The sequence below is a fragment of the Fructobacillus sp. ESL1096 genome (assembly GCF_058511985.1).
The window spans coordinates 1398907-1421506 of record NZ_CP196400.1; the positions used below are offsets into that span (position 1 = coordinate 1398907).

21 protein-coding genes and 1 riboswitch are annotated in these 22600 nt (G+C 43.0%); of the genes, 18 read left to right on the forward strand and 3 right to left on the reverse strand.

From position 1 onward, the window contains the following. Window positions 1-65 precede the first annotated feature (65 nt). The 7 genes from spxB (at window position 66) to ACSYSR_RS06780 (ending at window position 6840) form a co-directional block, all read left to right on the forward strand. Window positions 66-1889 (forward strand): pyruvate oxidase, encoded by a 1824-nt coding sequence (gene spxB / locus ACSYSR_RS06750; protein ID WP_489815695.1) that lies wholly within the window; start codon window positions 66-68, stop codon window positions 1887-1889. A 116-nt stretch (window positions 1890-2005) separates the two neighbouring features. Then, window positions 2006-2719 (forward strand): 2,3-bisphosphoglycerate-dependent phosphoglycerate mutase, encoded by a 714-nt coding sequence (locus ACSYSR_RS06755; RefSeq protein ID WP_489815694.1) that lies wholly within the window; start codon window positions 2006-2008, stop codon window positions 2717-2719. Between the two features lie 83 nt (window positions 2720-2802). Beyond that, window positions 2803-3471, forward strand: a complete 669-nt coding sequence (locus ACSYSR_RS06760; RefSeq protein WP_491708338.1) for an SDR family oxidoreductase — start codon at window positions 2803-2805, stop codon at window positions 3469-3471. Between the two features lie 457 nt (window positions 3472-3928). Further along, window positions 3929-4750 (forward strand): 2-keto-4-pentenoate hydratase, encoded by an 822-nt coding sequence (locus ACSYSR_RS06765; RefSeq protein ID WP_489815692.1) that lies wholly within the window; start codon window positions 3929-3931, stop codon window positions 4748-4750. Window positions 4751-4949: 199 nt separating this feature from the next. After that, a riboswitch (TPP riboswitch) is annotated at window positions 4950-5055 on the forward strand. 275 nt (window positions 5056-5330) lie between these two features. Next, complete coding sequence (gene thiW / locus ACSYSR_RS06770; RefSeq protein WP_489815691.1) at window positions 5331-5837, forward strand: energy coupling factor transporter S component ThiW; 507 nt, start codon at window positions 5331-5333, stop codon at window positions 5835-5837. A gap of 50 nt (window positions 5838-5887) precedes the next feature. After that, window positions 5888-6544 (forward strand): HAD family hydrolase, encoded by a 657-nt coding sequence (locus ACSYSR_RS06775; protein WP_489815690.1) that lies wholly within the window; start codon window positions 5888-5890, stop codon window positions 6542-6544. After that, entirely contained in the window at window positions 6541-6840 is a 300-nt protein-coding gene (locus ACSYSR_RS06780; protein WP_252773938.1) for a thiamine-binding protein, read from the forward strand. Before ACSYSR_RS06775 ends, ACSYSR_RS06780 begins: the two co-directional genes overlap by 4 nt. A 61-nt stretch (window positions 6841-6901) precedes the next feature. On the opposite strand, the gene ACSYSR_RS06785 is transcribed toward ACSYSR_RS06780, so the two are convergent. Beyond that, window positions 6902-7594 (reverse strand): YjjG family noncanonical pyrimidine nucleotidase, encoded by a 693-nt coding sequence (locus ACSYSR_RS06785; protein WP_489815689.1) that lies wholly within the window; start codon window positions 7592-7594, stop codon window positions 6902-6904. A gap of 251 nt (window positions 7595-7845) precedes the next feature. Here ACSYSR_RS06785 and ACSYSR_RS06790 point away from each other — a divergent pair, with 251 nt between their 5' ends. Together ACSYSR_RS06790 and ACSYSR_RS06795 are read left to right on the forward strand one after the other, a co-directional pair. Further along, window positions 7846-8847, forward strand: coding sequence for a YeiH family protein (locus ACSYSR_RS06790; protein WP_489815688.1), 1002 nt, complete (start codon window positions 7846-7848; stop codon window positions 8845-8847). Window positions 8848-8959: 112 nt separating this feature from the next. Further along, window positions 8960-9640, forward strand: a complete 681-nt coding sequence (locus ACSYSR_RS06795) for a type 1 glutamine amidotransferase (protein ID WP_489815687.1) — start codon at window positions 8960-8962, stop codon at window positions 9638-9640. A 66-nt stretch (window positions 9641-9706) separates the two neighbouring features. Here the strand turns inward: ACSYSR_RS06795 and ACSYSR_RS06800 are convergent, their stop codons facing one another. Beyond that, the gene (locus ACSYSR_RS06800; protein ID WP_489815686.1) at window positions 9707-10909 is read right to left on the reverse strand and encodes an ammonium transporter; all 1203 of its coding nucleotides are present in this window, start codon (window positions 10907-10909) and stop codon (window positions 9707-9709) included. A gap of 217 nt (window positions 10910-11126) precedes the next feature. Between ACSYSR_RS06800 and epsC the strand changes: the two genes are divergently transcribed. The 8 genes from epsC (at window position 11127) to ACSYSR_RS06840 (ending at window position 21059) form a co-directional block, all read left to right on the forward strand. Beyond that, entirely contained in the window at window positions 11127-11630 is a 504-nt protein-coding gene (epsC, locus tag ACSYSR_RS06805; RefSeq protein ID WP_252773942.1) for a serine O-acetyltransferase EpsC, read from the forward strand. Between the two features lie 140 nt (window positions 11631-11770). Next, window positions 11771-12454 (forward strand): zinc ribbon domain-containing protein, encoded by a 684-nt coding sequence (locus ACSYSR_RS06810; RefSeq protein ID WP_252773943.1) that lies wholly within the window; start codon window positions 11771-11773, stop codon window positions 12452-12454. Between the two features lie 221 nt (window positions 12455-12675). Beyond that, entirely contained in the window at window positions 12676-13461 is a 786-nt protein-coding gene (gene proB / locus ACSYSR_RS06815; protein WP_489815685.1) for a glutamate 5-kinase, read from the forward strand. 3 nt (window positions 13462-13464) lie between these two features. Next, window positions 13465-14706, forward strand: coding sequence for a glutamate-5-semialdehyde dehydrogenase (locus tag ACSYSR_RS06820; protein WP_489815684.1), 1242 nt, complete (start codon window positions 13465-13467; stop codon window positions 14704-14706). A gap of 103 nt (window positions 14707-14809) precedes the next feature. After that, window positions 14810-16339, forward strand: a complete 1530-nt coding sequence (locus ACSYSR_RS06825) for a ClC family H(+)/Cl(-) exchange transporter (protein ID WP_489815683.1) — start codon at window positions 14810-14812, stop codon at window positions 16337-16339. Between the two features lie 89 nt (window positions 16340-16428). After that, window positions 16429-17436, forward strand: coding sequence for a dTDP-glucose 4,6-dehydratase (rfbB, locus tag ACSYSR_RS06830; protein WP_489815682.1), 1008 nt, complete (start codon window positions 16429-16431; stop codon window positions 17434-17436). 6 nt (window positions 17437-17442) lie between these two features. Next, the gene (locus tag ACSYSR_RS06835; protein WP_489815681.1) at window positions 17443-17892 is read left to right on the forward strand and encodes a GNAT family N-acetyltransferase; all 450 of its coding nucleotides are present in this window, start codon (window positions 17443-17445) and stop codon (window positions 17890-17892) included. Window positions 17893-18416: 524 nt separating this feature from the next. Next, complete coding sequence (locus ACSYSR_RS06840; RefSeq protein ID WP_489815680.1) at window positions 18417-21059, forward strand: cation-translocating P-type ATPase; 2643 nt, start codon at window positions 18417-18419, stop codon at window positions 21057-21059. Window positions 21060-21539: 480 nt separating this feature from the next. On the opposite strand, the gene ACSYSR_RS06845 is transcribed toward ACSYSR_RS06840, so the two are convergent. Continuing rightward, window positions 21540-22040, reverse strand: coding sequence for a prolyl-tRNA synthetase associated domain-containing protein (locus ACSYSR_RS06845; protein WP_489815679.1), 501 nt, complete (start codon window positions 22038-22040; stop codon window positions 21540-21542). A 191-nt stretch (window positions 22041-22231) separates the two neighbouring features. Between ACSYSR_RS06845 and ACSYSR_RS06850 the strand changes: the two genes are divergently transcribed. Beyond that, window positions 22232-22546, forward strand: coding sequence for a SemiSWEET family transporter (locus ACSYSR_RS06850; RefSeq protein WP_489815678.1), 315 nt, complete (start codon window positions 22232-22234; stop codon window positions 22544-22546). Window positions 22547-22600 lie beyond the last annotated feature (54 nt).

Below are 22600 nucleotides of genomic sequence, written 5' to 3' on the forward strand. Positions count from 1 at the left end.
TGTTTTACATCTTTGTAAAACGGAGATATAATATGGCTATAGCAAAGTAGAACAGGAGATGTCTTATGTCAGTAACAGTAAACACAGTTTCAGCAAGCATCGCAATGTTGAAGGTGCTTGAAGATTGGGGTGTTGATCACCTCTTTGGCTATCCTGGGGGTTCGTTTAACTCCACCATGGCAGCCCTCGCAGAGCGAAAAGAACAGATTCACTATATCCAAGTTCGCCATGAACAAGTTGGTGCTTTAGCAGCAGCAGCAGATGCCAAACTCACTGGTAAGATTGGTGTTGCCTTTGGGTCGGCTGGGCCTGGGGCAACAAACTTGCTAACGGGTCTTTACGATGCCAAGGAGGATCATGTGCCTGTTTTGGCTCTTGTCGGTCAAACACCACGCGCGGTAATGAACTCGCACTTTTTTCAAGAGTTCAACGAGGATCCAATTTTTGAAGATGTATCCGTTTATTGTCGAACTGTCATGACAGCCGAAAGTTTGCCACACGTGGTTGACCAAGCTATTCGTGAAGCCTACAAGCATCAGGGTGTCGCAACAGTGATTATTCCAAATGACTTGGGCTACGAACAAATTCCAGATATTGCTTATGGTTCTCATGGAGCCACAGATGATAAAAAGGCACCACAGCCAGAACCAACTGCGGCCGAAGTAGACCAATTCTTGGCAATGGTTAAGGAAGCCAAGCGACCAGTTATTCACGTTGGTCGTGGTATCCAAGAAGGTGGTGATGCCCTCATTGAATTGTCAAAGAAATTGCAAATTCCTTTGGTCATGACTGGTTTAGCAAAAGGGCATGTTGATGAAAGCTATGCCGGAAATCTGGGTATGGCTAACCGTGCTGCCTCAAAGGCTGCTGATGAAATCATGGCAAGTGCTGATTTGTTGATTGCTATAGGGGCCGATTTTCCATTTGCAAAACTAGTTTACACGACACATCCGTTTAAGTTTATTCAGGTTGATAACGACCGAACAGAACTTGGCCGCCATCATAACCTGGATTTGGGTATCTGGGCAGATGCAACTACTTTTGTCCAGGCTGCCCTAGACCGTAGTGAACAAGCGCCAGAATCTGCATTCTTCAAGGCCGCTTGTGCCGATAAGGAAAACTGGTTTGCCTACCAAAAGCAATTGCAAGATGATACTCGTGAACCGCTTCGCGCTGAACCGATTTATAAGGAAATTAATCGTGTTGCTGACCCCGATGCTGTCTTTGCCATTGATATTGGTGACAATATTATTAACTCCTTCCGTCACTTGCATGTGACGCCAAAGAACAAGTTCGTGATTTCTGCCATTTTTGCTTCTATGGGTTCTGGACTGCCAGCTGCTTTGGCTGGACAATTGTCATATCCTGGTCGCCAAGTTTGGAACATCGCTGGTGATGGTGCCTTTTCAATGATTATGCAAGATTTGTTAACCGAGAAGAAGTATGATTTGCCAATTATTAATGTCATCACAGCCAACAAGACATTGAACTTTATCAAAAGTGAACAGGATGATGTGGCCATGCATCATTCAGGAATTGATCTTGCTGATCAAAATTTCGCTATGATTGCTCAAGGAATGGGTGTTGAAGCGGTAACCGTGACAAAGGCTAGCGAATTGCCAGCAGCTTTTGACAAGGCGATTGAGGTAACCAAGGCGGGTCGACCATTCTTGATTGAAGCTAAGATTTCTGATGCCCGGTCATTGCCTGTCGAGGAGTTGCAATTGAAGCAAACAGACCAAGGGATGGAAGAAACACTTAATCCAACGTATAACAGTAACCTTGATTTGCAACGACCAAGTTCTGTTCGTGAATTCTTAAATTCATACGATGGTCAAAACTTGAAAACACTCCCAGAGTTCTTCGAAGAATACGGTGTTAAATGGTAAGCTTATAAGCTAACGTATAATAAAAGTCTTCTTTTGAAGGCTTTTTATTTTGTTGTTAGAAAGCATTGCTTGCTTAAAGAGAATCGGTGTAAAATAGAGCGCAAAGGAGCTTGATTATGCCAAAACTTGTTTTACTTCGTCACGGTCAAAGTGAATGGAACCAGTCTAACCGTTTTAATGGTTGGATCGATACTTATTTGTCTGTAACTGGCAAAAAGCAAGCACAGGACGCCGGGCGGGCACTTTTGAAACAGGACATTCATTTTTCCCGGGCTTATAGCTCAGTTCTTAGTCGAACGATTATGACCATGAATCGCATCTTGGACGAATTAGGTCAATCATATATTCCGCTTATGAAGTCTTGGCGGTTAAATGAGCGTCATTATGGTATCTTGCAAGGTGAGGATAAGGATGATATGCGCGCTAAGTACGGGAAAGAGCAGGTCCAAATCTGGCGACGGTCTTATTCTGTTCTACCACCTAAACAGCCTGCATATGATCCAACAGTGACCATTGCTGGTCAAAAGTACCCTGCTTTTGACCACCGCTATGCACAAGTGCCATACGGCCTTTTGCCACTGAGTGAGAATATTCAAAGTACAGAAATTAGAGTTCGACCACTTTTTGAAGAGGAAATTGTACCACGGTTACGCGCGGGAGAAGATGTCTTGATTGTTGCCCATGGAACGTCTGTCAGAGCGTTGACAAAGCTGATTGAAGGTCTGACACCAGACCAGGTAACTAAAGTTGAAATCCCAAACGGTGAACCCATTATTTATGAGTTTGATAAAAGTTTATCCGTTTATAAAAAGAAAATTATTCATTCTTAAAATAAAATGCTCTTAGAAAATAGGTTTGCTTGCGCCCATATTTTATTGGGAATGCTGTGAAAATGTTTAATGAAAAGGAGATTATGATGGCAAAAACATTGGTAATTGGTGCCCACGGTCAGGTCGGCCAAATTTTGGTTCAAGACTTAGCTAGTAAGCAGCAAGAAGTTTTAGCAGCCTTTCGGAATAAAGACCAATTGCAAACAGTGGCTGATGTAGCCGGTGTTGAGGGAGTCTATTTTGACTTGGATGTTGATGAACAAACGATGACACAGTTTTTTCTGGATCACCAAGTTGGCCAGATTGTTTTTACGGCTGGTGCCGGCGGTAAAGGTGGTATCGAGCGAACGGTAGAAGTTGATTTGGATGGCGCCATTAAAACGATGGCTGCTGCTAAAAAAGCTAGTGTTGCTCACTATGTGATGGTTTCAGCTGCTGGGGCGGACGACCGCGGTCGTTGGTCTGCATCCGGCATTTATCATTACTTTATGATGAAGCACTATGCTGATTTGTACTTACAAAATTCCGGTTTGGATTATACGATTGTTCGGCCAACGTTGCTCTTGGATACTACTGGTACTGGCAAGGTTTCATTGGATGTTGACTTCGCGGGTCCAAAGGAAAGCTTGCAAATTCCGCGAGCAGATGTCGCTGCCTTTGTCATAGCAGTATTAGCTCATCCTGAGCAAGCAGCTAATCAAATTTATGATTTAACAGCTGGTCACCAGGAAATTCAACATATTTTTGATTAAAAATGAGGCCAAAAGGGGTTCTTAGTTGTATTTAAATTAAAAATAAATGATAAAAGGTTGACATTGACTCATAAAGTTGTAAACTACAAAGCAACAGATAGAAATGACAAGCGACAATAAGAAGTGTCTGGGTAAGAAAATGATTAGAGAGCGCCTATTTGGTGAAAGGGCGTCGTTTTCAAACTCAAAGACGATCATTCTTTAGCTAGTGGGCTGAAATCAGTAAGCCTTGCTCGGTTGGTACCGTTATCAAACCGGCGTATCGCTTTTTCGGCCGTACGTTTGAGGTTGAACTTTGTCGTTCAACAAATTAAGGTGGTACCGTGCATAAGCGCCCTTAACAACGATTTTTTCGTAGTTAAGGGCGCCTTTTTATCTGCTGATTTTTTAGAAAAGGAGGGCACCGTGAAGTTTCGTACTGTAGTGAGCTGTTTGTATACTGAAAGGAGCATTAAAAATGACAATGACTGAATTGAAGACCAAGGTGAAGGTAGTACCAGCAAAGCAAGAGGACAAATTGGCACAGGCCCTCTATCATGCTTACCAAGAACGCCAACCGCTTAAAATGACTGAATGGGAGCAGGTTGTTAGCGATGACCAAACTGCCTATGAAGTGCAAGATCAATTGATGGAGCTCAAAAATCAACCACTTGGGGGTTACAAGGTTAGTTTGACTAGTCAAGAAACGCAAGATATGTTCGATTCAAATGAACCTTTGTATGGGGCTCAGGTGCAAAACCATTTCGTTCAATCACCGGCTAACCTTTCTTTGAAGAGCGATTTATTGGACCCATTGGCAGAAGTAGAATTGGTTTTCAAGGCGAAGGAAGACTTGCAAGTCACTGATTCTTTGGAGGATTTGCGTCGCAAAACGACTGTGGCGGCTGGTGTGGAAGTACCCGATGCTCGGTTTACGGATTGGTTTCCATCCTTGAGTAAGTACTTAGTGATGGCAGATGCGGCTGTTGGTGGTTTTGTGGTCTATGGGCCAGAACGTGAAAGCACATCTTTGACGGTTGCTGAATTTGAAGATGTCCAGGCCCAGTTAGCCCATAATGGTGAGGTAGTGGCCGAGGGCAGTTCGGCCGAAGTTTTGGGTAACCCACTGAAATCGTTGCAATGGCTAGTTAAAAAGTTGGCAGCGCAGGGAAAGACCTTGCATGTGGGGGAACGCGTTTCCTCTGGAACCTTCTTATTGCCGCCACACTTAACAGAAGGAACCTGGACAGCTAGCTTTAACCACGATTTTGCAGATGTTGTGGTCGAAGTTAGTAAATAAGCAAACAATTTTGAAATATCAAATTGGATAGTTGTCTTTTTCCGTTAAAATGAGTATAATCATTTCCGTTAGGGAATAAGGGTTACAATCGTGTTAGCGACCCTCATTATCCAGTCACCCATTTTAGCGGTTCCAAATTGTTTGTTGAAAAACACAACAATCGGCCGTACTAATAAATTGGGCGGCCTTTTGTTTTGAATAAAATCGATCGGGGAGTTTGTGTGACAGACTGAGAGGATGGTAGACCATCGACCCGAACACCTGAACCGGATAATGCCGGCGGAGGAAATCGTAGCTTTTTTGTAATCGAGGACTCCTTTTGTGGGTGCTCGATTTTTTCTTTTAAATCAGAAAGGAGTGTAGTGAATGATTCACGGTCATTTGACCGTGCGGGATGAAGGGGAGCGCCTTGATCCTGAAAAAACAGCGATGGGAAGCCGTGTTCCGGCGTGAGAGGAGACCAAGTAGTCTCGACCGAACTTTCTATCAGTCAGGGGCTTGTCTGACTGGTTTAACCGCTAAAGTGGGAAAGGAGCGCTGTTTTTCGCTACCCCACTGAATTTAAAAGGAGCGTTTTCAAATGAAGACACAGAAAAAATTATCAACGAAGAAGATGTTAGTGACTGCCTTGTTGGCTGCCTTAGCTTATGTTTTAAATAGTTTTGTCTATTTTCCGGCAATGGCGCCCTTTCAGCACTTCGTTGACGTTTTAGCCGCCGTTTTGCTGGGGCCATGGTACGGCTTTGCTAGTGCTTTGATTTGTGGCATTTTACGGATGATGTCCGGCAGGACAATTCAAGCCGTAACAGGGGCCATTTTTGGTCCCATTCTTGGCGGTTTGATTTATCGCAAAACCCACAACCTTTACCTGGTCTTCCTTGGTGAAGTGATTGGAACGGGGATTTTAGGGGCTTTGACTTCTTATCCATTGATGAAGATCTTTTATGGCTTGGACGTCCATAGGTGGTATTACTTCGTGCCATATTACACACCAGCTGCCATTGTGGGTGCTGGAATGGGGTTGGCAGTGGTCTTAATTTTTCAAAAGACAGGCTTACTAAAGCGAATCCAGGCGAACTTGGATTAACTAAACACCGTCAATCAGGCCAAATTAGCTTTGGCAAGGGGAAGTAAGCGATGAGCGATAGGGAATATTTGATCTTTGACCTCGATGGTACATTAGTTGATTCGATGCCTTTTTGGGAGAATTTAGCGACTGAATTGCTTGATCGATATGGCATTGACCAGCTGCCAGTCGGTTTGCATAATCAGATTCAAACCATGACTTTGACGGATTCAGCCATTTTCATACAAGAATTATTAGCGCTACCCGTTACAGCTGCCAACTTGGTGCAGGAAATGCGAGCTTTGATGGACCAACATTACCAACATGATATTCCACTTAAAGTTGGGGTAGCTGCATACTTACAAGATGCCTACCAAGCTGGTCATAAAATTGTCTTGGCAACGGCCAGTAGTTCAGTTTTGGCCAAAGACTGTCTTCGCCGGTTGAAATTATTGCCGTTTTTTGACTTTGTCTTTTCTTGTGAAGATGTTGGACAGGATAAAACAAAGCCCACAATTTATCAGGTTGCTGCACAATATTTTGACCAGCAGCCCAACAGGATTGCAGTCTATGAAGATGCTCTGTATGCTGCTGCCACAGCAAAGCAAGCGGGTTTTCATTTGATTGGTGTTTATGACCATCAGTCAAAAGAAGAGTGGACTGATTTACAAAAGTTAGCGGACGAAACGATTGATTTTGCCACAGCAGTAAAAGGAGAAAATAAATGAGTGCAAGTGTTGCGATTCAGGTTTTACCAGCAGCTGAAAATGACCAAGAGTTGTGCCGAATGGTTGATGAGGTGATTGCTTATATTCAAAGTACCGGTTTACGCTATGAAGTTGGTCCCTTTGAAACAACGATTGAAGGCGATAATTATAACCAGTTGATGGACATCGTCAAAGAGTGCCAACACGTGGCTGTCCGGGCAGGTGCCAAGAAAGTCTCTGCCTATATTAAGGTTGCCTATCAGCCAGATGGCGAAATTTTAACGATTGATCAAAAGATTGGTAAGTATCACAAATAAAAAAAATCAGACCTGCAGAGGTCTGATTTTTTAATCTGTAATTATCAAAGTATGAGTTGTATTATTGCAAGATTGCTTCCAAAGTTGGTAAATCTGCAACTACCTGAGTAGGCTTAATTTTCGCCGGGCTCTCCTTGTGATTTGGATTAATCCAAATTGTGTCGAGTTGATAATTTTGGCCCCCCATGATGTCAGATGTTATGCCATCGCCAATCATCACCGTGTTTTCTTTGGTCATATGTGGGTTATCCTGGAAAATACGATCGAAAAAAGCTGAGTCAGGTTTAGAAGCACCAATCATTTCAGAAGTAAATATTTGGTCAAAGTATTTTCCTAAGCCGGTTTCCTTGAGGCGAAGACGTTGTGTGGCATCCTGGCCATTTGTACCGGCGATAATCGTATATTGTTCTTGCAAGTGTTGCAAAATTTCAGTTGCATAGGGAACCAGCCGATAATTGTGGTCACGCAATGTGGCGTATTCTTGTTCAAGATGGTCGGCATCATAGTCAATTGCTAGTGCTGCAAGAGTTTTTTTAAAACGTTCTTCAAAAATTTGTTGTCGAGCAATTTCTTTCAATTCGTATTGTTGCCAGAGATGGTGGTTAATCTCTTGGTAAGTTTTGAGTGCATGGTCTAAATCAGTGCCTGTTAAGCCTAATTCATTTGAAAAAAGCTGACGAATAGCAGCGACTTCGCCTCCGGTAAAGTCTAAGAGGGTGTCATCAAGGTCAAAAATCAAGTATTCATAGGTCATGCTACAATCCAACTTTCTATACTATAATTAACTTTAATTATGATAACACGGTCATTAAAAGACAACCCTTTAATTTTTGTCTTATTTTAAAAGCGGGTGGCCGGCTGGATTCATTTTAAAAATGGTTAAAAAGCGTTCTTTGTTATCAAATTTTAATCTTGATAAGCTTGACGGAGCCCCCCTGGTTAGGTGTTTAATAGGGAAGGAATATTTTTTGTTAAAAAGCTAACGAAAGAAGGAATAGTTGTCTGATGAGAATCGAGAAGAAGCATGTTGTTGGGATTGTCCTGGTAGTCGTGGTTTCGCTTTTTGCCCAATTTTTGAGTAGGTACTTACCGCAATTGGGTGCGGAAAGTTTGGCAATGATTATTGGGATTTTGCTGGGAAATACTATTTTTGCCGGTAACCAATATGGAGCTGGGGTTAAGTGGTCCGAAAAGTACCCGATTGAAATTGGGATTGCTTTGCTGGGCTCGACTTTGACCTTTAAAACGCTTTCCAAGTTAGGACTAAATGGGATCGCTTTTATCATTATTAATATGATCTTGGTGATTGGTATCGTATTTTTGTTGGGGAAGTACCTATTTAAGGTCGACGATCACAGCACGATGTTGATGGGTGCCGGAAATGCCGTCTGTGGCTCCAGTGCGATTGCTGCTGTTGCCCCGGTCATCAAGGCCAAGGATGACAATCGGCGTACGGCAGTCGCCACCGTTTCCTTGACGGGTATGCTGCTTTTGCTGACGTTGCCTAGTTTGTCACACTTTTTATTTGGTAATAATGATTTACTGCGTGGGGCCTTAGTTGGGGGGACTGTCCAGTCTGTCGGTCAGGTAGTTGGAACAGCCTCTTTGATTAATTCAAACGTTGTAACCTTTGCAACTCTGTTTAAGCTATTGCGGGTCATTATGCTGGTCTTCGTCGTTGTGTTGTTTGCTTACATCGCTAAGCGGCAAAATGCGAAAGAGGCGGTTGAAGAAGACGAAAAGGCTAAAATTACGATTTTACCTTGGTACATTATCGTCTTTGCCATCTTATTGGTCGTCAACTCAATCATGGCTTTGCCGGCCCCAATCCATCAATTTAGCCATACGGTGTCAACTTTCTTCGGCGTCGTCAACTTAGCTGCAATTGGTTTGAACCTAAAGTGGGCAGTTATCAAAAAAAGTGGTGTCAAGTTCCTTAGTTTCGGTTTCTTAGTTGGTGCGGTTCAAGTTCTGCTCGCCGTCATCTTAATTCATTTATTCTTTTAAAAATCAGTCCTGACTTAAACTGTCGGGGCTTTTTGTGTTACAATTAACCACATTAAGGGCATATGCAGGCGAAACCCGTATCAAATTGCCGTCGAAAAAGGAGGCTTTTTTGATGCGCATTCATGTTTTGCAACATACACCGAACGAAGGACCAGGGAGCATTGCCCGTTGGTCAGAAAAACACGGTCATCAGCTGACCGTTCACCATCCAGCTCATTTTCGGGACGTTTTGCCAAGGGCAGAGGATGTGGATTTTTTAGTTATTTTGGGTGGGCCCATGAGCCCCAACGATCATTTGCCGTGGATTGCTGAAGAGCGAGCGCTAATTGCACAATTAATGGCCCAGCATAAGCCAATTTTTGGAGCATGTTTTGGTGCTCAGCAAATTGCTAAGGTCCTTGGGGGTAAAGTTCTTGATGCTCCTTATAAGGAAGTTGGCTGGGCACCGGTTCAGCGGGTTAGTGATTGCATTCCGGGCTTACCAGAGAGGATGGAAGCGCTACATTGGCATGAACAGATGTTTACCATTCCTGACCAGGCCGAGTTGTTGTTCAGCACTGCTTTGGTTAAAAATCAGGGCTTTATCCTTGGGAACATTTTAGGATTGCAGTTCCACTTTGAACCGGAGGCGGATAACATCCGTGAAATGGTTGCTAACGACGGCGAGTATGCTAACGATGCTAAAAACGCTTTGCACCAAACTGGCGCAGCTATTTTAGCTCATGGTGTTCCTGAAGAGAATCAGGAAGTGATGTTTCGACTGTTGGACTATTTAGCTAAACAAACAAATTAATTTCAGACCAAAAATAAAAGGACTGTCATTTATGACAGTCCTTTTACGCTACATGATTGAATCGACTTAGTCTTTAATTACAAGTAAGTGGATTAATTTGTCGTATCCAGTACTTTCATCGGTGTCGTCCATTCGTAATGGCCCAGCGATAACGCGGGTAACACCGGCCAAAACGAGTGTTCCAATAACGACCAAAGCAAGTGTTACCAAAACGGCAATGACCTGATGACCAAGTAAGTCCCAGTGGCCAGAAATTAAACCAGCGGCACTACCAGGCAAGTTCTTATCTGCGAAAACACCAGTCAGAAGGGCGCCAACGGTACCGCCAATTCCATGAATACCAAAGGCATCCGATGTATCATCGTAACCAAAGAAGTTCTTAATTGTTGTGATGCTGATAAAGCCAAGGACCCCGGCAATCAAGCCCATAACAATCGCTGCCCATGGTTTTACATAACCAGCTGCTGGCGTAATGGCGACCAGACCTGCTAAAGCGCCAGTGACTAATCCATCGAGTGTTACCCTCTTTTGGATCTGGTAGGCAATCAACCCCCACGAAAGAACAGCTGCTGAGGAAGCCACCCATGAATTAATCAACGCCACAATGGCTTGGTTGTTGGCAGCCAAAGCTGAACCAGAGTTGAAGCCGAACCAACCAACCCAGAGTAAGAAACCACCAACTAAGACGAAAATTGGGTTTGTTTGGTGTGGCTTTTGATCGTTCCGTGGGCCGAGAATCAAGGCTAATACCAAACCTGTAACACCAGAAGAAATGTGAACAACTGTTCCTCCCGCAAAATCGATCGCCCCCAACTTAGCTAAGAACCCGTTATCCCAAACCATGTGGGCAAGGGGAGCGTAAATGAAAAGTAACCATAATGTTAGGAAAACTAACATTGACTTCAAACGCATCCGCCCGACCACTGAGCCGGTGATGATCGTGACCGTGATAATTGGAAACATTCCTTGGAAGATGGCAAAGGCACCATCCGGAATGGTCAAACCGCGAGTAGACCCTGACAGGGAAACGTGGTTTAATCCCCAAAAATGTAGGTTTCCAATCAGCGAGCCAGAACCACCGAATGACAAGCTATAGCCTAACAACGCCCAGACTACCGTTGCTAGACCAATCAGTAATACTGAGATGCCAACCGTATGCAACAAGTTTTTCTTATCACCCAATCCTGCGTAAAACAATCCCAAACCCGGGGTCATGATCCAAACCAAAACCGCTGATGTCAGGACCCAAGCAATACTTCCACTATCCATGTAAATTCCTCCAAAAACTGTTTCCCTGCTATTGATTACAGGTTTTATCATACCGCTTGTTGTAACTGTACCAATTTAAATTTGGTAGCTTTCCTGACAAAGATTATATGTCTTGTTAGGCAAAGGGGAGTATATTCATCAGTAAATATTCGGGAAACGCGATAAGTTGCTGACCTGGCGACCGAATACGCTAGGGATTTATCAATAAGGAGAATTCATGTTTGACACTGCTGATGATTTTATTCGACGTGATCCTGCTTTACAATACCGTTATCAGGTTTTACTTTTCCATACTGGTTATAAGGCTGTCAGGGTTTATCGCAAAAGCCACTATCTCTGGACGCATGGCCATCCATTCTTGGCTCAGCTGCTGGCAACACATAGTAAGAGAAAAACCGGGATTGATATCCATCCCGGCGCAACAATTGGCAAAAATTTGGTCATTGACCATGGGGTCAATGTTGTGATTGGTGAGGAAACTGTAATTGGAGATGATGTAACAATTTATCAGGGTGTTACACTAGGGGCTCGTTGTGCTGTTAAGGATGGTGTACGACGTCATCCGACTATTGGCGACCGAGTCTTAATCGGTGCAGGTGCAAAGGTAATTGGCAACATTCATATTGGCCAGGATAGTAAAATCGGAGCCAATGCCGTCGTTTTGCAAGATATTCTTGCTGGTCAAACCGTTGTGGGGATCCCTGCCCGTGTTGTTAGTTAATTAAAATTTGCCGTCGATATAGAATTAATCTTTTTATTAAGAATTATACTTATTCTAATAAAAATCTTGTATTCCGACATTATTATTTGTACAATAAAAATATTGAGAAAGTAAGTATTTATATTGGAGGAATATTTGAGATGGCAATGACTGATGAAGATCGGGCACGTAAAGAAGGTATTACACAAGATGGTGTAACAAAGATTGATTACATGGCTTCGATCCTGTTTTTTTGGGTAAAGGGTTATGTTGAAGTTGACAACCGGGTAATTAAGGTTCAACGCCAGAACACGATTGCACATATTATCCCAGCTGGAGAAGACAAGCAGGTTTTCCGTTTGGACAACGTCCAGGGATCAAGCCAACACACTAGTTACAAGCTCTTCAACTTTATTGTTGGAGCGTTGATTGCCTTTTTTGGTGTTGAAAGCCTTGGTAGCAATGCTGTTTTGGGAATTGTTTTAGCAGTGTTTGGTGTTATCTTCTTCTTAAACGGAATCGTGACGGAATTGGTGATCAATGGAAATGGTTCTAACTATTTTGTTGGTGTCACGCTGTTCGATAAGCAAAAGGTTATCGACATCAATCAAAAAATCCAAGAGGCTTTGATCTATGGTCAAGATGCTCATGATAACAATCGAGTGATGGCTAACGCTAACATGAACTCGCAAGCAATGATTGATGCCATTCGCGATCAGAATAACCATTCGACCGAAGCGCAAGAAGATGCCCAGAAACAAAGAACCACTTTCTGTAGCCAATGTGGCGCTAAGATTGATGGTCAAGCTAAGTTCTGCCCTTCATGTGGTGCACCACGGGGCTGACTTTCCATTCGTAACTCGGTATTGGTTAAAACAGCAAATTATTTTGCTGTTTTTTATTTTAGATTCAATTACTTGGGTAAGTTAAGCCTAATATTCAGGTGGTGTTTTAAAATTTTTTCTTCATTTTAAACTAAAATGCTTACTGATCTTAGCTTCTTTTTATTGCGTTATCATCATTATTTCTTGCTATAATAGAATAAACTTAATGAAGGAAAAAGTGCATGGCAGACTGGCAGAAAATCGTTGTAAAAGTTGGAACAAGTACCATTGTGGACCTGGATGGGCAAATCAAATATCCGGTTGTGAATCGTTTAGCCCAAACACTCTCGACCCTACAAAAAGATGGTCACCAGGTGCTATTGGTGACCTCTGGTGCCATTGGCGTCGCTTTAAACCAGATGAATTTGCACCAGCGGCCAAAGGAAATCCCACAGCAACAAGCACTCGCGGCCATTGGACAGGGTTATTTAATGTCTTTATACCACCAAAGCTTTGCCTTCTATCAGCAACAAGTTGGACAGGTTCTTTTGACTTATGACGTCTTTGACAATCCAGCGATGCTGGAAAATACCACCAATGCTATTGAAACTCTTTTTGACCAGGGGGTCATTCCAATCATTAACGAAAACGATGTCATTGCCGTTGATGAGTTGGATCACCAACACTCATTTGGTGATAACGACCGTTTGGCTGCATTAGTTGCAAAACAAATTCAGGCGGATGGTTTAATCATTTTGAGTGATGTCGATGCACTTTATACAGCTAATCCGAATATTGATTCGAATGCTAAACCCATTCATCGAGTTGAGGCGATTACGGAAACACTTTGGCTTAGTGCAACGGGCTCAACTTCCGGTTTGGGCACTGGTGGTATGAGTACTAAGTTAGCAGCAGCTGATTTAACGATCAAAAATGGCCAAAAAATGGCCTTGGTGAACGGCAATGACCCGGCTAACATCCTTGCTGTGATTGCAGGAGACGAAATTGGGACACTTTTTGAGGAATAGACGATGATAACAGTTGAAAAAATTGGTCAACAGGCGCAAGCAGCAGCACAAGTTGTTGCACAATTATCAATAGAAGATCGAAACCAAATTCTATTGTCGATGGCTGAAGCCCTGCGAGAGCAAAAATTAGCTATCATGGCAGCGAACCAAGCGGATCTAGATCATGCAGCAACACTTTCTGGCCCAATGCGTAATCGCCTAACACTTGATGATGCAACGATTGAGGGCATTGCTACTTCTTTGGCTGCCGTGGCAAACCTGGCGGATCCCTTGGCCGGCCCTAACGAAAACTGGCAACATCCATCCGGGTTCCAGATTATCAAGAAGCCCGTTCCACTTGGAGTTGTGGCAATGGTCTACGAAGCCCGCCCGAATGTGACGGTTGATGCAGCTGCTTTAACGTTTAAATCAGGAAACGCTGTGATCTTACGTGGCGGTAAAGAAGCAATCCATTCGAATATCGCCTTGGCCCAGGTGCTACGTTCCGTGCTGACAGACCACCAGTTAAACCCCAATATCATTCAATTAATCACTGATACAACCCATGATTCTGTTAACGACTTGCTCCATCTTCGCCAATATGTAGATGTTTTAATTCCGCGTGGTTCTGGCAGCTTTATTGACTTTGTGGTGACAAATGCTACTGTACCAGTGATTGAAACCGGGGCAGGCAATACGCATATCTTTGTGGATGAAGATGCCGACCAGGATCAGGCAATCAAGGTGATTGTCAATGCCAAGACGCAAAAGCCTGCTGTCTGCAATTCAGCCGAAAAACTACTAATTCATGAAAAAATTGCCGCTGAATTTTTACCGAAGGTGACTTCATCTTTAATTGAAGCCGGGGTTGAACTACGTGGCGATGATCGGGCTGTGGCAATTGATGATCGTCTTTCATTAGCAACAGCGGCTGATTGGGATACAGAATACAATGACTTAATTATGGCAATTAAGATTGTGCCCGTTATCGATGACGCCATCGATTGGATTAACGCGCATACGACTCACCATTCTGAAACAATTCTCGGGAAAAATCCGCAGCATGTTACTGATTTTATGAACCAAGTTGATGCTGCGGTGGTCTATCAAAACGTTTCGAGTCGCTTTACGGATGGCTTTGAATTCGGTTTTGGTGCCGAAATCGGTATTTCGACGCAAAAGTTACACGCTCGTGGGCCAATGGGCTTGAAAGCATTAACGACGATTAAGTATGAAGTTTTTGGTGATGGTCAAACACGTCATTAAAAGCTGATACTCAAATAATTTCTTGTTAAATAGTTCAAAAGTTTAATTACTTTTGAACTATTTTTTATTACGGTTTTAGAATAAAAAGGTGTAAACTAAAAATATGCAAAAAAACACCTTTCATTTTAATACAAATCGATTGATGGTCATTATTAATGGGACTCTGGTTGGTTTTTTGACCGGAATCGTAGTATCCATCTTTCGAATGAGCATTGAGCATTCACTTTCATGGTGGCGTGATATGTATACATATATTCGAAACGACCACTGGCCAGTCCTTGTCGTCGCTATTTTTATTAATTTAGCAATTGGGCTGATTGTCGCAGTGCTAGTTAAAAAAGAGCCCAACATCGCCGGTTCTGGAATTCCTCAGGTTGAAGGGCAGTTAATGGATCAATTGCATTTAAATTATTTCTCGATTCTATGGCGAAAATTTGTTGCGGGCATTTTAGCCATTGGTTCGGGCTTGATGTTGGGACGTGAAGGACCATCGATTCAACTTGGGGCTGCCGTCGGGCAAGGTGTGGCCGAAACCATCAAGGCTGACCATAGTCAAAAAAAGTCACTGATTGCGGCTGGTGCAGCATCTGGTTTGGCTGCTGCCTTTAATGCACCGTTAGCCGGCGTGATGTTTGTTTTGGAAGAAATTTATCATAGTTTCTCACCAGTAATCTGGCTGGGTGCGCTAGCTGGTGCCGTAATGGCCGATGCAATTTCCACGATTGTGTTCGGCCAGACACCAGTTTTGGCGGTTGGACAATTGCCAATTATTCCGGTACGGCTCTATGGCCTGCTATTGATTTTGGGACTCATGCTTGGTTTGCTTGGCTTTTTATACCAAAAAACGCTTTTGGCCAGCCAGAAAATCTACCAATGGACACACCTACCAAAATATCTGAACGGAATGATTCCGCTGATATTAGTCATTCCTTTGGGGATTTTTTGGTCGAACGGCCTGGGCGGGGGAAATAATTTGGTCTTGGCGCTTGGCAACCATGTTCCAGGCATCAAAATTTTATTGGCCATGGTACTGGTTCGCTTTATCTTTTCGATGATCAGTTACGGCTCGGGCCTTCCCGGAGGGATCTTTTTGCCAATTTTGACACTTGGTGCCCTAAATGGTGCTATTATTGGCCAGGTCTTTGTCATTTTTGGTTGGGTCTCTGCGTCTTACCTCATTGATTTCGTGGTGATTGGTATGGCGGCTTATTTTGCAGCCATCGGGAAAGCACCCTTTACGGCCATTATCCTGATTATTGAAATGGTCGGTTCTGTGACCCACGTTTTGCCATTGGCCTTTGTCAGTTTAGTGGCTTACCTAGTGGTTGATTTGTGCAATGGTGCGCCAATCTATGAATCCTTGTTGAACCGTCTTTTGCAAAATCAGGAAGGCAATGGCAGCCAGCAACTGATCACCTTGGAAATGCCCGTTTTGGCCGGGACAGTTTTAGAGGATCACGAAATTCGCAATGTTGACCAGCTCAGTCACAGCTTAATTACAATGGTGAAGCGGGGCAACCAAAGCTTACTGCCTGCTGGGGACCTAATTTTACGTCCGGGAGATATTATCTACGTTCGAACAGCACGAGCTGAATCTGAAAGGATTCGGGCAGCGCTTCTATTAAAAATGTAAGAATCTTGAAAAAAAGGGACCAATTCAGTATTTGCTGGTTGATCCCTTTTGCTATAATATTTTTTAAAATTAGTCAAAGGAGAGAGGGCATGCGCTATCAGAAAATACTTGTAACGGGAGGGGCTGGTTTTATTGGCACGAACTTCGTTCGTTATCTGCTGGAACATTATCAGGGAGTTGAAATCACCGTTTTAGATAAGTTAACTTACTCCGGAAATCTAGAAAATTTGGCTGATTTGTCAACCAAGCGATTAAACGTGGTGGTCGGAGATGTTTGTGACGCTTCCTTGGTTTGCCAGCTAGTTCAGAGTGTCGACGCAGTGATTAACTTTGCGGCGGAAAGTCATAATGATAATTCTTTAGCCGATCCCAGGCCATTTTTGGATACGAATATTATTGGTACTTATACGTTGCTGGAAGCAGTTCGCAAATACCATGTTTTTTACCACCATGTTTCGACGGATGAGGTTTTTGGTGACTTATCAATTGATTCAACAGCGAGGTTTCAAGAAGAATCGCGCTATCAACCTTCGTCACCATATTCGGCAACCAAGGCCAGTTCTGATCATCTGGTTCGGGCTTGGGTCCGCTCTTTTGGTATTCAGGCCACGATTTCAAACTCGTCGAATAACTATGGACCTTATCAATATGTTGAAAAGCTAATTCCGCGGACGATTGCCACCATTATCAGTGGTGCAAACCCTCAGGTATTTGGTTCAGGAAAGCAGGTGCGCGATTGGTTACACGTAACCGACCACGTTCGGGGATTGTTAGCTGTGCTGGAAAAGGGGGAAAGTGGCCAAACCTATCTTTTTTCGGCGAATTGTCAACTGAGTAATTTAACGGTTTTGCAAAAAATAATGCGCCAGCTCGGCCAAGATCCGTCGAATATTGTGCATGTTGCTGATCGCCCTGGTCATGATCAACGCTATGCCTTGGACGCCAGTCACACGATGGCAGCTCTTGACTGGCACCCGGTGGTGACTGATTTTGATGCTGGTTTAGAAGAAACAATTGCTTGGTACCAAAATCACCAAGATTGGTGGCAGCAGGCACACTCGGTTGTCGAAGCTAAGTATCTGAAGGAAGGGCGTTAATAAAAAATGACTGAAAAATTCTTTATTCGAGAGGCAACGTTGTTCGATTTGGCCGCCATTCATAGGTTGAACACAAACGAACTGGGTTATGATTATCAAATTGAGAAGGCGAAAAATCAGTTGGTGCAGTTACTTGAAGACCAACGTCACCATCTGCTGGCAGTTGCCGAGGATTCGCACCACCAGGTTTTGGGTTACCTGCATGCCGAGGTTTATCAGGAAATTTATGCTGATCCTGCGTTGAATATCTTGGCACTTGCAGTAAACCGGTTAGCGCAGGGACAGGGGATTGGCACGGCTTTAGTCGTGTGGTTAGAGGAGGCGGGCAAAAGTCGAAATATTTGGACCATCCGGCTTAATTCTGGTGCCAATCGTCATGAGGCCCATGCCTTTTATCGTCGCCTGGGTTTTGAAGAAATTAAAACGCAGAAGAAATTTGTGCGAGTGAATCGCTGATGGTCAATCCTACGACGTAAGACGGAAATTTAGCGAGATAAGCGCCTGACAAAATTGGTATAGGCGTTTTTTTTAATCAACATTATTCTAATTAAAGTATATAATTACTGATTTAACAACTTTTATTATTAGAAAAATTACTTTATCTTCTAAAACCGACAAAAATCGTTATATGTATGATACAATATTATTAGTCATACTTATTAGTTTAAGAATACTTTTGTTCACTCTAATGGCGTCGTACTTTCATACATATCTGAATATTAATTTTGACAGTTAATTGTGCCAGTATTCCAATTAGCTAAAAACCTACATGTTAATCGCCAACGATTAGCCGAAAATGTTCGCTTTTTATCTATGAAGAGACACGATTTCAAAATTCGGGGACTTACACCACTTGATTGTTGGCGCCGAACTTTGAGTAGTATGCAACTGCCAACACGATCACGCAAGAGAAGACGTGCCGTGGCCAGGAGACCACCTCTGGTGTGATACCTTCTCATGAACCATCGAAAGGAATACTCATGCAAGCATTCCAAAAAGGAGTTCAAGCAACACTCAAGGCCTTTGGAACGAAATTGGACCAAGGACTTTCTGAAAAGCAGGTTGAAAAAAGCCGGCGAGAACATGGAAAAAATGTTTTCGTGGCTGAAAAGAAAACATCTTTAGCTAAGAAAATCTTACTTAGTTTAAAGGATGTCGCCACAATTATTTTGTTGATTGCGGCTGGGATTTCCTTTGTCGCCACTTATTTGGAAGGAAGTAATAATTACTTCGAAAGTCTGCTGGTGATTGGCATTGTGGTCATCAACTCAGCATTGTCGATTTTTCAAGAAGGCAAGGCTGAAAGTTCCTTAGCCGCTTTGAAAGATTTGAATAAGAGTCAGGTTAAGGTTTTGCGCAACGGTCAACCAGAATTAATTGACTCGGATGACGTTGTTGTCGGCGATCTTTTGCTCTTAGAAAATGGGCGGTCAATTGCCGCTGATGCGCGTTTAATTGAAGCTGTTGAATTACAAACGGAAGAGTCCGCACTGACTGGCGAAAGCTTGCCCGTGGAAAAAGATGCGGATGCTACTTTTAAAGGGGACGGTAACGTTGACCTCGGTGAACGAGTAACGATGGTTTACCGTGGTACTACCGTTGTCAACGGTCACGGCCTGGCCATCGTCACTGCTGTGGGAATGGCAACTGAAATGGGTAAGATTGCTAGCCTATTAAACAATGAAAACAGCACGCCTTTGACACCATTGCAACGTCGTTTGGCCCAATTAGGTCGTAATATTTCTTATTTGGCCATTATTTCCGCTGCCGTTGTTTTAACGCTAGGAATTGCTCAAGGAATGGATTTGAAGCACATCTTCTTAACGGCCATCTCCTTAGCAGTGGCCATCGTGCCAGAAACGTTACCAGTGATTGTGACAATGACTCTGGCTCTCGGCGTTCAACGAATTGCCAAGAAGCACGCGATTATCCGACGGTTACCAGCGGTTGAAACACAGGGAACAACGAATGTCATTGCTTCGGATAAGACTGGAACGTTAACACAAAATAAGATGACGGTTCGTCAGGTCTGGCAAGCAAATCAAAATCAGTTGTCCGCCATAGCTGATGGTATTACAACTGAGGCTAAGGAAGTTTTGTCTTTGGCAGCAATGTCAACCAACGTGGCAGTATCAGAAGATGAAGATGGGGCAACACGTTTTGATGGTTTGCCAACAGAAGTTGCTTTGGTGCGGGCTATTGATCTAATTAAGAGTCGAGACGACTTGTTGACTGAATATCCCGTCGTGGACCAGGTACCATTTAATTCGACGAAAAAGCGAATGACAACCGTTCATCAGCGGCCGGATGGTGGCTATCTTGCCATTACTAAGGGAGCCTTTGAGGTCTTGGCACCAATGCTTTCAAATGGTGATGTTGCCGAAGCAGAAAAGGTCAATCACAAGTTCGGTCGTCAGGCACTACGTGTTTTGACCATTACCAAGCACGTCTTTGATCAAATGCCGGCAGAACCAACTCAAGAATTTTATGAAAGCAACCTAGAACTGGTCGGTTTGATTGGTATTATTGATCCGCCACGTCCAGAATCGGCCGCGGCTGTTGCCCAGGCAAGACAAGCCGGGGTTAAGACGGTGATGATTACTGGTGACCACGTTGAAACGGCTAGCGCAATCGCTCGTGAAATCGGAATTTTACAACCAGGCGACAAAACATTAACTGGTGCCGAATTGGGGCAATTATCCGATGCTGAATTGGATAAGAATGTTCAGGATTATAGTGTTTATGCCCGTGTAACGCCAACGGATAAAATCAGAATTATTAAGTCATGGCAACGACAAGATGCGACGATTGCCATGACGGGTGATGGTGTTAATGATGCGCCGGCCCTGAAGGCAGCGAATGTTGGTATTGCGATGGGGCAAACCGGAACTGATGTTGCCCGTGGTGCTTCAGACATTGTTTTGACGGATGACAATTTTGCGACAATTATTAGCGCCATCGAAGAAGGACGGGGGGTTTATGTTAAGGTTCGTAAGACAATTAACTTCCTCTTGTCTGCTAACATCTCGGAATTAATTGCCATCTTAATTGCCATGATCGTAGGCTGGGGTTCACCGTTGCTCCCAATTCATCTGCTCTTTATCAACCTTGTAGCTGATGGTTTGCCAGGCTTTGCTCTGAGTCGTGAACCAATGTTAACGGATGTGATGGACAAGGCGCCAATGCCCAAAAATTCGTCATTGTTTAGTCAGGGACTTGGACGACAAATTGCCCTCAATGCCTCGCTTTTTGCCTTGGTGACCTTAGGCGCCATCTGGTTTGGTCAAAATGTGGCCATGGGTGGCCTTGCCACTTCAGAAGAGGTGGGCCAGACAATGGCCTTCGTCGTCTTGTCATTAACGTCGATTATGCACGTTTTCAATATCCGTTCTGAAAAGTCTCTTTTTTCAATTCGTTATGGTGCCAATCCATCATTGGTGAATATGGCTCTCTTAGCAACACTAATTACGGTTGCAGTTTCGATAATTCCGGGTGTTCAAGGACTCTTCGGTTTGGTCGGCTTATCGGCTAGTCATTGGTTGCTGATCGTTCTCTTAACTGTTATACCGACGATTGTCTTAGAAATCCTGAAGAAAATCAGCCCAAGGCTCTTTCAGGTTTAATGACAAATAACTAACTCGAGAGGTAATTTGTATGCCAGTAACGTCGCGACCCGAACACCAAAATAGAGGCTTTTCAATTAGCAGCATTTTCATTATTTTAGGCAGTTTTATTGGTATTGACATGGTTGAAAATACTTATCCCGCTATTAAGGATAATCTTCTTTTGAACTTTGTTATCTTTGTCTCGATTTATATAGGACTAAGGTTCATTGCGAGGGGAGTGCAAAAAATTAAACTGCGATTCTTGTCGTAAAATATAAATACAAAAAAAACCCGTTGCTGAAGCAACGGGTCTTTTTTCTATCCTTACTTGCTATGACAGCCATTGTTGGCAGTGAGATGAGTCAACACTTCCAGCAAGTGTTAACTGGACCAGTTTCCCAGGAGCAATATCAGCAAAGTATTTTTAAACAGAATTAAATGGTCGAAAAAAGCGACAACACTTAAAAATAACGTTGTAGCTTTCTAAATGCCTTTTAATCAGTCTCGTTCGGGGATAGGAACGGTCGCCACTTCATTACCATGTTCTTGAATTATCTCGAGAAGATCAAGGGTTTTCAGCCAAACCGTTGCTGTGTTTTCATTTGGGTGAATCCCAATTAGTCCAGGATCTTTTAGAAATTCCTCATCAAGAAAGAAGTTGACTTGGCGGCCATCATTATTTAAGAGACCGAAAGGAGAGACAGAACCAGGAATTAAGTCCAATAACCTTAGCAAGTCTTCTTCTGAGGCAAATGATAGCGGTCGGGTCTGATTTTCCTTGCGAAAAGCCTTTAAATCAACTCTTTTATCACCTTTAACAGTAATCAGAAAATAATTTCGTTTTTTATCGTCACGGACAAAAAGGTTTTTGGCATCGGCATCTGGGTAGGGTAAGTCAACATCAACAATACTATCCATACTAAATAATGCTTGGTGTTCTGTAATTTCGTGCCAAATTTTTTTTTGCTGTAAATACTGAAAAACTTCATTTTTATCCATACTTTTACCTCAGCTTTTAATATAGGTCACATTATATCATTAGTAAAAGTTACTTAATGATTGCAATCGTTGAGCTACTTGTTTTTATATTACTTAAAATACAAAAATGTTTCATTTTAACTCGCTATGCTCGCTAAAATAAGTTATAATTACTGTATGAGGGAATCAGGAAAGGAATTAAGAAGAATTTTATGAGAATTGATACTTCAGAATATCCAACAGGTGAAAATGCTGTACCTGAGAAGCGCGTTAAACGGCTAAAGTTGCTTAGTAAGGCTGCTACCTTTACTTGTATTGCGATGTATGTTTCATATATCCCGCAAATTATTAGCAACTTTTCAGGACACCCAGTTGGTGTATTACAACCACTAGTGGCCATGATTAATGCTTCGCTCTGGACTGGTTATGGCTGGACCAAGACCTTTAAAGATTGGCCGATTATCATTTCAAACGTTCCTGGTGTTTTATTTGGATTGTTCACAGTGATTACGATTTATATCCATTAATCCATGAACCAATCACTAATAAAATAAACGAGTTTGACCAATGATTGGTCGACT

What these genes read in the sequence shown, in the direction of transcription:
- ACSYSR_RS06785 (WP_489815689.1), bottom strand. Translation starts at nt 7,594, where the DNA reads ATGACCTATGAATACTTGATTTTTGACCTTGATGACACCCTCTTAGAC.
- rfbB (WP_489815682.1), top strand. Translation starts at nt 16,429, where the DNA reads ATGCGCTATCAGAAAATACTTGTAACGGGAGGGGCTGGTTTTATTGGC.
- ACSYSR_RS06825 (WP_489815683.1), top strand. Translation starts at nt 14,810, where the DNA reads ATGCAAAAAAACACCTTTCATTTTAATACAAATCGATTGATGGTCATT.
- thiW (WP_489815691.1), top strand. Translation starts at nt 5,331, where the DNA reads ATGAAGACACAGAAAAAATTATCAACGAAGAAGATGTTAGTGACTGCC.
- ACSYSR_RS06765 (WP_489815692.1), top strand. Translation starts at nt 3,929, where the DNA reads ATGACAATGACTGAATTGAAGACCAAGGTGAAGGTAGTACCAGCAAAG.
- epsC (WP_252773942.1), top strand. Translation starts at nt 11,127, where the DNA reads ATGTTTGACACTGCTGATGATTTTATTCGACGTGATCCTGCTTTACAA.
- proB (WP_489815685.1), top strand. Translation starts at nt 12,676, where the DNA reads ATGGCAGACTGGCAGAAAATCGTTGTAAAAGTTGGAACAAGTACCATT.
- ACSYSR_RS06775 (WP_489815690.1), top strand. Translation starts at nt 5,888, where the DNA reads ATGAGCGATAGGGAATATTTGATCTTTGACCTCGATGGTACATTAGTT.
- ACSYSR_RS06795 (WP_489815687.1), top strand. Translation starts at nt 8,960, where the DNA reads ATGCGCATTCATGTTTTGCAACATACACCGAACGAAGGACCAGGGAGC.
- ACSYSR_RS06850 (WP_489815678.1), top strand. Translation starts at nt 22,232, where the DNA reads ATGAGAATTGATACTTCAGAATATCCAACAGGTGAAAATGCTGTACCT.
- ACSYSR_RS06820 (WP_489815684.1), top strand. Translation starts at nt 13,465, where the DNA reads ATGATAACAGTTGAAAAAATTGGTCAACAGGCGCAAGCAGCAGCACAA.
- ACSYSR_RS06760 (WP_491708338.1), top strand. Translation starts at nt 2,803, where the DNA reads ATGATGGCAAAAACATTGGTAATTGGTGCCCACGGTCAGGTCGGCCAA.
- ACSYSR_RS06790 (WP_489815688.1), top strand. Translation starts at nt 7,846, where the DNA reads ATGAGAATCGAGAAGAAGCATGTTGTTGGGATTGTCCTGGTAGTCGTG.
- ACSYSR_RS06800 (WP_489815686.1), bottom strand. Translation starts at nt 10,909, where the DNA reads ATGGATAGTGGAAGTATTGCTTGGGTCCTGACATCAGCGGTTTTGGTT.
- ACSYSR_RS06835 (WP_489815681.1), top strand. Translation starts at nt 17,443, where the DNA reads ATGACTGAAAAATTCTTTATTCGAGAGGCAACGTTGTTCGATTTGGCC.
- ACSYSR_RS06840 (WP_489815680.1), top strand. Translation starts at nt 18,417, where the DNA reads ATGCAAGCATTCCAAAAAGGAGTTCAAGCAACACTCAAGGCCTTTGGA.
- spxB (WP_489815695.1), top strand. Translation starts at nt 66, where the DNA reads ATGTCAGTAACAGTAAACACAGTTTCAGCAAGCATCGCAATGTTGAAG.
- ACSYSR_RS06780 (WP_252773938.1), top strand. Translation starts at nt 6,541, where the DNA reads ATGAGTGCAAGTGTTGCGATTCAGGTTTTACCAGCAGCTGAAAATGAC.
- ACSYSR_RS06810 (WP_252773943.1), top strand. Translation starts at nt 11,771, where the DNA reads ATGGCAATGACTGATGAAGATCGGGCACGTAAAGAAGGTATTACACAA.
- ACSYSR_RS06845 (WP_489815679.1), bottom strand. Translation starts at nt 22,040, where the DNA reads ATGGATAAAAATGAAGTTTTTCAGTATTTACAGCAAAAAAAAATTTGG.
- ACSYSR_RS06755 (WP_489815694.1), top strand. Translation starts at nt 2,006, where the DNA reads ATGCCAAAACTTGTTTTACTTCGTCACGGTCAAAGTGAATGGAACCAG.